Consider the following 11922-nt stretch of genomic DNA (forward strand, 5'->3'; position numbering starts at 1 on the left):
CACTTTCGTCGCGTCGGCCTTGCTTAAACGCAACCCGCCGCCTAACTCTTCCTCCGATTCCATGGCCGACATCCTGATAATCGACGACGACGACGTCTTCCGCGACGTCCTCGCCAGTGCGCTCGAACACTCGGGCCACGTCGTCCGTCAGGCGACCAACGGCGTGGAAGGCCTGCAAAAATTCCACGCGCAACCCGCGGAACTCGTCATCACCGACATCGTGATGCCCGAGAAGGAAGGCCTCGACACCATCCGCGATCTCCGCCGCGAATTCCCGAAGGCGCGCATCATCGCCATGTCCGGCGGCCTCGCGCACGATCCGAAACTCTACCTGCACATGGCGGAGAAGTTCGGCGCCACCGCCGTCCTCGCCAAGCCGTTCGCCCTCGCCGACCTCAAGAAGGTCGTCGACACCGCGCTCGCCCGCTGAGTCCACCAACGCGCCGCCTCAGGCGCGGAACATCGCGATGAGTTGCAGGCGGCGCTTCAGGCCGAGCTTGCGATAGACCGCGGTCAGCTGGTTCTTCACCGTCAGGTCGGATTTCCGCAGCACGCGCGCGATTTCCTTGTTCGTCAACCCGCGCACCACGTGCGACACCACCGCCGCCTCGGCCGGCGTGAGTTTGACCACGCCCTCGCTGTCATGATGCGGATGGCGCATGGTCACCGCAGCGCCGCGATCAGCCGCGCACGCGTCGGCTGGCCGAGTTTGTGCAGAATGGACGCGACCTGGTTTTTCACCGTCGGCTCCGCCTTGCCGAGCCGGGCCGCGATCTCCTTGTTGCTGTAACCGGCGCCGAGCAACTCCAGCACGCGACCTTCGGCCTCCGTGAGCAACAGCGCCGGCTCCGCCGGAAAGAGGTGCCGGCGGTTCGTCACCGGTTCCGGCAGCAGGCAATAGCGTTCGGCAACCATGGTTCAGGAGGCAAAAAACATCTTGAGCAGAACCGCGAATGGACACGGATGCGCACGAGTGAAAAGCCGGCGCACGGAACCGCGCAGCGTCTTGTTCGGATATTCGTGTTCATTCGTGTCCATTCGCGCTTTTGTTTCGGTCGTTACCGCTCAGAGCCCGAGCAGGCGCTTGACCTCGGCTTCGAGTTTTTCGCCGCGCGCCTCGGTCGCCGCGATCTTGCCGTTCTTATCGAGGAGGAACATCGCCGGGATCGCGCGAATGCCGAACTTTTCGGCGTAGTCGTTCTTCCACCACTTGCCGTCGAAATACTGCGGCCACGGCATCTCGTTCTTCGCGGTGAAATCGAGCATCTTCTTCTTCGCGGCCGCGAGCTTGGCGTCGGTCTGCGCCGGCGTGTCGCTCGGACGTGCGTTGGGATTTTCGAGCGTGATGCCGACGACTTCGAAACCCTTGTCGTGATACGCCGCGTAAACCTTCTTCACGTTCGGCAGCTCGGCGATGCACGGACCGCACCACGTCGCCCAGAAGTCCACCAGCACGACCTTGCCCTTGAGTTTCGCAATGTCGACTTCGCGACCGTCGGCCGCGGTGAACTTGATGGAGCCGATCTCCGCCGCCGCGACCTTCAAGGCGGCGTCGGCCTTTGCGGCTTCGGCTTTGCGCGCGGCGTCCGCCTTCGCGAGCGCGGCGGCGATCACGGGATTGCCCGCCAGACTCGCTTCGAATTCAGCGGCGACGGCGGGGAAGTTGTAGCGGAGCCGGCCGGTATACATCTCGATGATCGGGACGACGCGCTCGTCGGGAAACTTCGCCACCAAGCGTTCCACGAGCGGGCGGAACGAGGTGACGTCGAACTTCTCGCCCTTCAGGCGTGCGACGGTGCCGGCGTCCGTCAGGAGCGCGTTGAACGCTCCGGCGCGTTGTCGCGGCGTGGCGTCCTCGGCCTCGACGACCTGTTGGAGCAGACGGACCTGCTCGCTCCGAAACGCGAGCACCTTGGCCTCATCGACGATCAGGTTGGACCAATTCGGCTTCTCCGCGAACTCCGGCTTGAAATCCACGATGAACGACGGACCCGTGTAGCTCGACTGCACCCAGCCTTCGTAGCGGCGCGGGTCGGCCGGGTGTTTCTCGCCGAACGCACGCACGGCGGCGGCGAATTCCTGGAATTTTTTGTCCTGCCAGCGGAAGAACTCCTGCGACGGATGTTCGACACCGGCGGGCGCCTCGGCGCGATAGGAAGCCCACGCCGCTTCGTAGTCGCGGTCGGCGGGAGATTTTTCCGGCGCGGTCGCCGCAACCTCGGCCGCCTGCGCCCGCGCCAGCGGCGCGAGCGAGGCACAACCAAGAACAACACCAAAGCCAAGGGAACGCAGTTTCATGGGAGCAGAGCGGAAAAGGGAAAACGTCTCCGGGCAATTTGCCGTAATACGGCAAATTGCCCGGCTCTCGGTCAGAATTTTTTGGCGAAACTCAGGATGTAGCGGCGCAGGCGGGGATCGCCGGCGAAGCGGAAGTTCGCGGCATCGCTGAGCGTGGGCTCCTCGTTCAACGCGTTGATCACGGTGACGGTGAGCTTGCTGCCGGCGAGCCAGCGGCCCCACCACGTCGGCGCATCGGCGCCGAAGCGCGCATCGCGGCCGAAATTGTAGGAAACCTGCGGGTTCCACTCGAGGTAGGACGGATACGACGAGGCGAAGTTGGTGACGCCGCCGATGAAATAACGTGACTGGTAGTTCACCGAAACGCCGGCATCCCACGGGCCCCGCGCCCAGAAAACCGAGCCGCTGAACTTGTTGGGCTGGTGGCCGAATCGCGAATCCGGCGCGGCCGCGGGCGTGGATTGCGTGACGATCAGTTCGGGACGCGTGTAGGCGGCAGTGACGAGGATTTCGCCGAAATCGAACGCGTGCGAATACGAGGCACGGTAGTCCCAGCCCTTCGTCGTCACGGTGGAGAGGTTGATGTTGCTCGCGTCCCACGCGAGCTGGCCCGTGTTGGACATCGGCAGCGCGCCGCCGGTGTAGCCGAGCGCCTGGTCGGCGGGAGTGAGGGGCAGGCGGAACACGCGTTCGGGAAAGTAATTCAGCAGCACCTGCAGGCCGGTCGAACCGGAGCGGTTGTTGTAGTCGATCTCGTAGTAGTCCGCCGAGAACGAAAGACCCTTGAGCAATTTGCCGGGGACGTCGAGGACGACGCCGGCGTTGCGCGAGACGGATTCCTCGGGATTGAGCGCGGGGTTGCCGCCGGAACGATAGAGATACGCGCCCGCAGGCACACGCTGCCCGCCGCGCAACGGATCGGTGGTGGTCGTCGTGGCGCTGATGTTCGAGGTGAACTGGGTGATCGGCGCCTGCAGATCGTAGAGACGCACGGGCTTGTAGCCTTCGGCGCGCGACGCGCGGAAGGTCAGCCACTTCACGGGCTGGAAAAGGGCGCGATAAGTCGGCGTCGTGACGGAGCCGACGTCCGAATAGTCGGTCGCCCGGACGGCGCCGCCGATTTCGACGCGATACACGAGGGGAATTTTCTGACGCTCGGACAGGAGCGGGATGCCGATTTCCGCGAACGCGGCGGTGTGTTTGCGCGCGAAGGGCTTCGTCAGCACGTAGGTCGGTGTCGCCGGCGAAGGCTCGCGCCAGAACTTCACCTTCTCCTCGCCCGCCTCCGCGCCGACCGCCGTGCGGATGTCGCCGGCCCAGCCGGACCAGATCGTGCCGTCGGCCGTCACGAGGTATTGGGTGACGTCGGTCGTGTCCTTGTGATCCGCGGCGGGCATGAGCGCTTCGAGGACGCCGGCGCCGTTCGGGTTTTTACCGTTCAAGCTATCGTAGGCGAGGAGCGGCGCATTGGGACCGGCGAGTGCGGCGCTGAGCAACCCGAAGTTGAAACCGGAACCGGTGAGCGCGTCGTCGGCGACGATGTTGCGGGTCCACGCGGCGCTGACGTCGTAGCGCCAGTCGGCGAGCAGGTCGCCGCGCGCGCCGAGGGTCGCGCCCATGTTCTGCTGCGTCGAGATCGAGTGCGGACGCGGCAGGTCGTAAAAGACCTTGCTCAGGTAGACGGGAACGCCGAATGGATTGCCGGGCGCGCTGGCGGGCAGCTGCGTGATCAGCGAGACGGGGGCACCGGTGTAGTCGTTTTCGAACTCACTCCAACGCGCATCGCCGTAGAGTTCGATCTTGGGCGCGATCTGGTAGGCCGCACGGAAGAGATAGCTCTGTCGCTTCGCCGGATCGACGCTCATCGCGTAGGCGGCGCTGTCGTAGAGCGGGATATTCGCCATCGCCACCGGAGCCGAGCCGGCGTTGGTCGCGGTGGTGCCGTTCGAGCCGGTCGGAATGAGCACCACGTGCGTGCTCAGGCCGGGCAGGTTTGCCCCGGCGGCATTGGCCGGATAAAACGCGGTCGAGAATGAGCCGGCGCCGGCGGTCGCGTTGAACGTGAAGCTGTTGCTCGTGCTGCCGAAGGCGCGAGCGTCACCAGTGGCCGTCCACCAGCGGTCGCGAGACGCCAGGCCGTTCTGGTTTTCCCACGAGGCGGAGAGGAAAGCGCTGAGCTTGCCGGAGCGATAACCGCTCGTGAGGGTGACGGTCGTCTGCCCGACGTCGGTTTTGAAGGTGTTGTCGTAGGTCACCCGCAGTTCGGTGCCCGTGTAGTTTTTCTTCAGCACGATGTTCACGACGCCGGCGATCGCCTCGGAGCCGTAGATCGCGCCCGCGCCCTGCGGGAGGATGTCGATGCGTTCGATCGCGGAGACCGGAATGCCGTCGACGGAAAAATCCTCGCGCCCGCCCGCGCCGCCCGGGGCTTCCTGGCCGGTGTGCGGGATGCGGCGACCGTCCACGAGCACCAGCGTCGAATTGCCGCCGAGCCCGCGCATGTTGAAGGACGTGCCGACCTGCTGCGCGCGCGAAGTGCCGCCGTTGGTGAGGTTGTCGTTGAAACCGACCGTGCCGCCGAGCTGCGGGATGGCCCAGCGGACATCCGCGAGACGACTGACGCCGCGGCGTTCGAGCTCGACTTGCGGAATCGAAAACACCGGGACTGCGGCCGCCTCATCACCGAGCGTGCGGAGGCGCGTGCCGGTGACTTCAAATTGGTCGAGTTTCACGGCATCGGGCGCAGCGTCGGATGGCTTGGCCTCTTCGATGGGAATTTTTTTCGCGTCTTTCGGATCCGCGTTCGTGGTGGGCGCCGCTTGGGCGAAAGCAAACACGGGCAGCGCGAGCCAAAGCAGCGCCCGGATGATACGAGAGGTGTGTAGGTTCATAGTGTGTTCGGCGGGGTGCGCGGACCTTTCAGCCGCGCGCGGGCGCGCACAAACTAACTTAGGTTAATAAACGCCCGCCGCTCGTCATACGGCGGGATTGAGACTCGCCGCGCTGGCCCGCCGCGTGCTCCGCTGCGCGCGTTGAGTCACGCCTCCTCCAGTCAGAATCTCGGGCTGCTTCCTGCCGGCGCCGGCCAGGGCGCGCTGCTGAATCTGCACCGCGCGCTCGAATTCGACGAGTTGTGGAGCGCCCTGCAGGGACTGCTCGAGGAGCTCGTCCCGCACGACACGCTCGTGATGTCGGTCAACTACCTCGACTGGAAGAAGGAGACCTCGACCAAGCGCTTCTCCTCCGCGCGCTCGCGCTTCCCGCACGACGAACACGCCAACCAGCTCGTCGCCGCGGAGGGACGCGCCTTCTTCCAGCCGTTTCTCGATCTCAACCACGGCATCGCGGCCTACCAGCACAGCCAGCTCGTCGCCGATCCGCGGAAGATCGATCGCACGCCTTACTACCGGCGCTACATGTCGCACTACGACTGGCGCTACTCGGCGCACCTGCTCTTCTGGCACGGCCGCGGCGTCGAGACCTCGTTCGCGCTGCGCCGGCGCGCCGCGCAGGGCGATTTCACGCCGGGCGAGATGGCGACGCTGCAAGCGATCCACCCGCACATCAAAGTGGCGTTCGATCGCATGAAGACGTTCGAGCAGGAGCGCCAGCGCCGCCGCCTGCTCGAGGGCTTCTACCGCGCCAAGCCCGACGCCGTGCTCTTCCTCGATTGGAATCTCGAGCCGATCTACGTGTCGCAGGACGCCCTCGCCCTCTGCGCCGTCTGGAATCTCGGCCACGAGCGCGCACGCAACTACACGCCGCAAGCCGTGTTCGCGATCCCCGAGGAAATCTCCGCCGCCTGTGACGAGCTGCGACGCGAATGGCAGACGCGCCCGGGCGAATCGCTGCCCGTCGAAGGCAACGCTCCGAGCCGCCACGTCCTCTCGCATCAGCCCGGCCACGAGGCGCTGATCGCCCTGCGCCCGGAGAAAAACGGCACGCTCACCAAACCCGTTTTCGTCGTGCGCCTGCGGATGAGCGAAGCGGTCGCCGCCACCGCGGTCCTGCCGACGACGTCCTCCGCTCGATTGCTCCACCAGCTTTCCCCCAGCGAACGCGAACTCGCCCAGCTCGTCTGCGCCGGCCTGACCAACAAGGAGATCGCCGCGCAGCTCCGGAAGACCGAGGGCAGCGTGAAGGTGCAGCTCAGCGGCGTGTTCCAAAAGCTGCGCGTCAACAGCCGCGCCAAGCTCATCATCGCGCTGCGCAGCTGAGCGCCACACGCACCCGCTGCGGAGTTGCGCCGCCACGGACCGTTTGCTCCACTCCGGCCGTGCCCCTCGACCCGACCCTGCCGGACGACGCTCCACTCGCCGACGCCGTGACTGCCGACCAACTCGCCGCGCATGCCACCGCGCCGCACGGCCACGCCCACGGGCCGATCCACACGCATTGCGAGAACTGCGGCACCGAGCTGAAAGGCCCGTTCTGCCACGCCTGCGGCCAGCACGACTTCGAATTTCACCGCTCGTTCTGGCATGTGTTCCTCGAGGCGCTGGAGAATTTCTTCCACTTCGACGCGAAATTCTTCCGCAACATCGTCACGTTGCTCTTCCGCCCCGGCCAGCTCACCGCCGACTTCAACGCCGGCAAGCGCGCGTCGCAAATGCCGCCGTTCCGGCTCTACGTGTTCACCGCCTTCGTCTTTTTCCTCCTGCTCTTCGCCACCACGGGCAAGGAATTCGACGGCATCAACATCGTCCCGGACAACGGACACCCCGCCGCGGTCCTCGTCAACGGCCAGCCGGCGACGATCGAGCAGGCGCTCGACGCCGTCGCCACCGCCCAAGCCGCACCCGCGCCCGAAAAGCGCAACGTCGACAAGCTCCGCGACCTCGCGCAAGGCGTCGAACGCGACGCCCGTGCTCGCAGGGAAAAGGAGGCCAGACAACCCAACCGCCCGCACGTCAGCGTTGCGAAGAGCGACAAGCCCGCGAAGGACAAGTCGGACTTCGATCGCTTCATCGAGCACCAGGGCGAGCGCTCGCTCGACCCGGAATTCCGCCGGGAGCTGGGCCACGCCTTCCTCGCCGCGCTGCCGAAACTGCTCCTCGTCTGCCTGCCGCTGTTCGCACTCTACACGCGCCTGCTGTTCCGCAAATCCGGGCAAGTCTACCTCCAGCACCTCGTCGTCGCGATCCACTTCCACACCTTCATCTACCTCTGGGTGATGTTCCGCGACGGCTGGACCTTCCTCGGCCGCTTCGCCCACCTCGGCGGCCTCATCGCCTTCGCCGCGAACCTCTGGCTCTTTCTCTACCCGTTCTTCATGCTGCGGCGTCTCTACGGCAATTCGTGGCTGCTCACCATCTTCAAGACCGGCGTGCTCTCCGCAATTTACTCGCTCACGCTCGCCGCCGGCTTCTTCGCCACCGCCATCCTGCTGTTCCTGTTGCTGTGATCGCCCGGCCATGCGTCAGCTTCGCGTCGCGCACCACGGCGTTCCCGACGGCGCTCGCTGCACCATCCTGTTCCCTTGCCCCGCGCCGACCGCGCGCGATGCTCCGCCCGCCGCCATGAAAGCCCTCCGTCTCGTCGCTCCGCACCGCCCGGTCGAACTCCACGACGTCCCCACGCCGACACCCGGCCCCGACGACGTGCTCATCCGCGTCCACGCCTCCGGCATCTGCCATTCCGACGCGCACTACCGGAACGGCATCGCCAACTTCGACGGCCTGCTCCCACTCACCCTCGGCCACGAAGTCGCCGGCACGGTCGCCGCACTCGGCGCCCGCGTCCGCACACTCGCGCGCGGCCAGCGCGTCTGCGTGCACTACCTCGCCACCTGCGGCACCTGCGCGTGGTGCGCGGGCGGACACGAGCAATTCTGCGGCACCGGCCAAATGATCGGCCGCCACCGCGACGGCGGCATGGCCGAGTTCATCGTCATGCCCGCCGCGAGCGTGTTTCCGCTGCCCGACGAAATCTCCTTCGCGCACGGCGCCGTGATGATGTGCTCGTCCGCCACCGCGCTCCACGCGCTGCGCAAGGCCCGGCTCGCCCCTGGCGAGACCGTGGCCGTCTTCGGCATCGGCGGACTCGGCGCCTCCGCCGTGCAACTCGCCCGCGCGCTCGGCGCCAGCCGCGTCTTCGCCGTCGACCTCAACGCCGACAAACTCACCCTCGCCGAACGCTTCGGCGCCACCCCCGTCAACGCCCGCACGTCCGATCCCGTCGCGGAAATCCGCCGCGCCACCGCCGGTCGCGGCGTCGACGTCGCCCTCGAACTCGTCGGCCTGCCGCAAACCATGCAGCAGTCCGTCCGCGTGCTGAACAAGCTGGGCCGCGCCGCCCTCGCCGGCCTCACGCGCTCGCCGCTCGCGGTCGATCCCTACCACGAAGTCATCAACCAGGAAGCCGAGATCATCGGCGTCTCCGATCACCTCGCGAGCGAGCTCCCCGAACTGCTCCGCTTCGCCGCCGACGGCCGCCTGCAACTCGACCCGATTGTCACGCGCCGCGTCCCGCTCGAAGCCGCCGCCATTAACACCGTTCTCGACGACCTCGACCGCTTCGGCAGCGCCGCCCGCACCGTCATCGAGATCACCTGACTCGTAGGCATCGTGTTTGTGCCCGGCCCTCGGGCGTGAGTCGCGTCCGCTGTCGCGGAGTGCGCCCGCGACGCGTGCTGCCTGCACCGACGCACAGTTTGACCACCGCGCGCGACGTATTACCGTCGCACTCCCTTCACTTTCCTCCGCGTGAAAAAATCCTCCGCCCGCACCGCCACGAAATCCGCTCCGCCCGCCGCGACCCCCGCCGGCAACGCCACCGCGCCGCTCCCCCTCTTCCACTGGCTGCGCTCGCGCGGCGCCGGTGTGCTCCTGCACCCGACCGCGCTCCCCGGCAACCAAGGCGTCGGCGTGTTCGACGCCCACGCGCTGCGCTTTCTCGATTTTCTCCAGCAGGCCGGCGTGAAATACTGGCAGCTCTGCCCGCTCGGCCCGACCGGCTACGGCGACTCGCCCTACGCCTGCTTCTCCGCCTTCGCCGGCAACCCGCACCTCATCGACCTCGCCGCGCTCATTCCGCACGACCTGCTCGACGAATCCGACCTCGCACCGCTGCGCGCGCTGCCGACCGACCGCGTCGACTTCGGCGCGCTGCACGAGAAGAAGCGCCCGCTGCTCGCGCGCGCCTACCGGAATTTCATGGAGCGCGAGGTCGCCGCACCCTACGGCGAATTCGAAGCCTTCAAACACCGCCACGCCGCCTGGCTCATGCCCTTCGCCTACTTCACCGCGCTGAAGGACCACTTCAACGGCGCGTCGTGGACCGAGTGGCCGGTTGAATTGCGCGACTACGCCTCGGCGCAAAAATCCGATCTCCGCGCACTGCTCGAGGAGCCGATCGAGCGCTGCTGCTTTGCCCAATACCTCTTCTTCGGCCAATGGCATCTCATCCACACCGAGGCGCGCGCGCGCGGCATCGAGATCGTCGGCGACCTGCCGATTTTTGTCGCGCTCGACTCTTCCGACGCGTGGTCGAATCCCGGGCTCTTTGAACTCGATCCGTCCACCAAACGCCCGATCGCCGTCGCCGGCGTGCCGCCGGATTATTTTTCCGCCGACGGACAACTCTGGGGCAATCCGCTCTACCGCTGGGAAGCGCACCGCGCCGAGAACTATCGCTGGTGGATCGAACGCATGCGCGCCGCGTTCGAGCTCTACGACATCGTGCGCATCGATCACTTCCGCGGCTTCGACACCTACTGGCGCATCCCGCTGCCGGCGGCGAACGCCCGCGTCGGCGAGTGGCGCCAGGGCCCCGGCCTCGAACTCTTCCGCGCGTTCCAGCAGGAATTTCCCGACGCGCGCATCATCGCCGAGGATCTCGGCGACCTCACGCCGAGCGTGCGCGAGCTCCTCGCGCAGACCGGCCTGCCTGGCATGCTCGTGCTCCAGTTCGCCTTCGGCGGCGACGCGACCAACAGCTACCTGCCGCACAACGCGACGCCCAACAGCGTCATCTACCCCGGCACGCACGACAACGACACCACGCTCGGCTGGTATCGCACCGCGACCGAACACGAGCGCGACTACGTGCGCCGCTACTTCCGCGTCTCCGGTCAGGAAGTCGCGTGGGATTTTCTCCGCGCCGCCTACGCGAGCGCCTCGCGCCTCGCCGTGATCCCGCTGCCGGACGTGCTCTCGCTCGACAGCGCGGCGCGCTTCAACACGCCCGGCCAGCCCGAGGGCAACTGGCAGTGGCGCTACCGCGCGAGCGAACTCGAAAAACTTTTCGGCAGCACCGCGAACTATCTCCGCGATCTCGCGCAACTCTACGGACGGTAGCGCGCGGACTCCGCTTCGCGCCGTCGCGCGCCGCGCACGCATTCGCGCGGAGGAAATTTTTCCGCAGGCGGGAATTTTTCGCACCCATAGTATCGCGCGTCACACGAAATATTTTCCGTGCATCTTGCGCGGACGCTCGTTAGGAATTTTTCATGGCAAAGAAAAAAGCGGCCAAAAAGGCCACCAAGAAAGCCGGCAAGAAGAAGAAGTAACGCCCGTCGTTGCCTCTTGCTACCCCAAGCCGCCGGCTCTTCGGAGCCGGCGTTTTGTTTTTCTCAGAGGAGAATTCGCGGCATCTCGTTTTTCATTCCGAGTCCGCACCGCGGGTCGCGCATTCGCACCGCCCCGATTTTTTTCGGCCACACGCTCAATCGCGCGCAGCAGCGCATCGTCCATTGGCGTGCTGGCTCACGCTTACTTGATCTGCTCCGGCCGGAATTTCCGCCAGTAGCGGGCGAGGCCGCCGACGCTCATCGCGGCGGGATCCGCCTGCTCGTAGGTGTCGAGCATCTCGTCGCTCAACCCCGCCATCTTCAACTCGGCGCGCACGCGCTGCTCGAACAGCGGAATGATTTTCTCCTCCGGCATCCCGATCTTCAACTCCTCGGCGATCCACTCCGCCCAGTCGAGCAGACGCTCGACGAGCTCGTTGAGACGCTTCGCGGGATCGTCGATCTCGCCGAAGTGGGTGAAGAACACGCGCGCCGGCTGCAGCTTCATGATGCGCTGCAACGAGCCGAGCCATTGTTCGATGTTGATGTCCGGCGGCGGACACGGCGGCAGGCACGGGCCGCCGTCGATCACCACGCCCATGACGTCGCCGGAGAACAGTGTGCGCTCGCGCTCGAGCCACCACGCGTGGTGGTGCTGCGCGTGCCCTGGCGTGTCGAGCGCCGTGAACACTGTGCCGCCCGCTTCGACGATCTCGTTGTCCTGGACGACGCGGAGCCTGTCGCCGCGCACGGGGCGCATGTCGCCCCAGAGGTAGCTCATCTGGTCGCCGAAAATCTTCGTGGCGCTCGCCAGCAGCTTCGCCGGATCGGCGAGATGCGGTGCGCCCTTCGGGTGCACGCAGACGGTCGCGCCGTATTCCTCCGCCCAGCGCCACGCCGCGCCGGCGTGGTCGAAATGGATGTGCGTCACGAACACATGCGTGACGTTCTCCGGCCGCAACCCCGTGTGCAGCAGGCCCGCGACCGTGTTGTCGAAAATCGACTCCGGCCCGCAGTCGACGAGTGCGAGCTTCTCATCGCCCACCACGCCGGTGCCGATGACTTTCGGCCGCCCGAGATGCAGGCCGTCGATGAAACGGATCGCGCTCATCCGA

10 protein-coding genes are annotated in these 11922 nt (G+C 66.4%); 5 read left to right on the forward strand and 5 right to left on the reverse strand.

Going from position 1 to position 11922, the window contains the following annotated elements; all coding sequences use genetic code 11:
• Positions 1-61 precede the first annotated feature (61 nt).
• Positions 62-430, forward strand: coding sequence for a response regulator (locus tag KF715_10960; protein MBX3737202.1), 369 nt, complete (start codon positions 62-64; stop codon positions 428-430).
• A gap of 18 nt (positions 431-448) precedes the next feature.
• Here the strand turns inward: KF715_10960 and KF715_10965 are convergent, their stop codons facing one another.
• The 4 genes from KF715_10965 to KF715_10980 form a co-directional block, all read right to left on the reverse strand.
• Positions 449-661, reverse strand: a complete 213-nt coding sequence (locus tag KF715_10965) for a helix-turn-helix transcriptional regulator (protein ID MBX3737203.1) — start codon at positions 659-661, stop codon at positions 449-451.
• 2 nt (positions 662-663) lie between these two features.
• Positions 664-915: a response regulator transcription factor gene (locus KF715_10970; GenBank protein ID MBX3737204.1), complete on the reverse strand. Its 252-nt coding sequence runs from the start codon at positions 913-915 to the stop codon at positions 664-666.
• 150 nt (positions 916-1065) lie between these two features.
• Positions 1066-1689 carry a TlpA family protein disulfide reductase gene (locus KF715_10975; protein ID MBX3737205.1) on the reverse strand — a complete coding sequence of 208 codons (624 nt, stop codon included), beginning with the start codon at positions 1687-1689 and terminating at the stop codon, positions 1066-1068.
• A gap of 680 nt (positions 1690-2369) precedes the next feature.
• Positions 2370-5189: a TonB-dependent receptor plug domain-containing protein gene (locus KF715_10980; protein MBX3737206.1), complete on the reverse strand. Its 2820-nt coding sequence runs from the start codon at positions 5187-5189 to the stop codon at positions 2370-2372.
• 141 nt (positions 5190-5330) lie between these two features.
• Here KF715_10980 and KF715_10985 point away from each other — a divergent pair, with 141 nt between their 5' ends.
• From KF715_10985 to malQ, 4 genes are all read left to right on the forward strand, one after another.
• Positions 5331-6515: a response regulator transcription factor gene (locus KF715_10985; GenBank protein ID MBX3737207.1), complete on the forward strand. Its 1185-nt coding sequence runs from the start codon at positions 5331-5333 to the stop codon at positions 6513-6515.
• A gap of 59 nt (positions 6516-6574) precedes the next feature.
• The gene (locus KF715_10990) at positions 6575-7702 is read left to right on the forward strand and encodes a DUF3667 domain-containing protein (protein MBX3737208.1); all 1128 of its coding nucleotides are present in this window, start codon (positions 6575-6577) and stop codon (positions 7700-7702) included.
• A 115-nt stretch (positions 7703-7817) separates the two neighbouring features.
• Positions 7818-8852: a zinc-binding dehydrogenase gene (locus KF715_10995; protein ID MBX3737209.1), complete on the forward strand. Its 1035-nt coding sequence runs from the start codon at positions 7818-7820 to the stop codon at positions 8850-8852.
• Between the two features lie 150 nt (positions 8853-9002).
• A complete protein-coding gene (gene malQ / locus KF715_11000) occupies positions 9003-10595 on the forward strand; it encodes a 4-alpha-glucanotransferase (protein MBX3737210.1) in 1593 nt (530 codons plus the stop codon).
• A 414-nt stretch (positions 10596-11009) separates the two neighbouring features.
• Here the strand turns inward: malQ and KF715_11005 are convergent, their stop codons facing one another.
• A complete protein-coding gene (locus KF715_11005) occupies positions 11010-11918 on the reverse strand; it encodes an MBL fold metallo-hydrolase (GenBank protein MBX3737211.1) in 909 nt (302 codons plus the stop codon).
• Positions 11919-11922 lie beyond the last annotated feature (4 nt).

Origin of the sequence: Candidatus Didemnitutus sp., assembly GCA_019634575.1 — a bacterium.
Lineage (GTDB): Bacteria > Verrucomicrobiota > Verrucomicrobiia > Opitutales > Opitutaceae > Didemnitutus.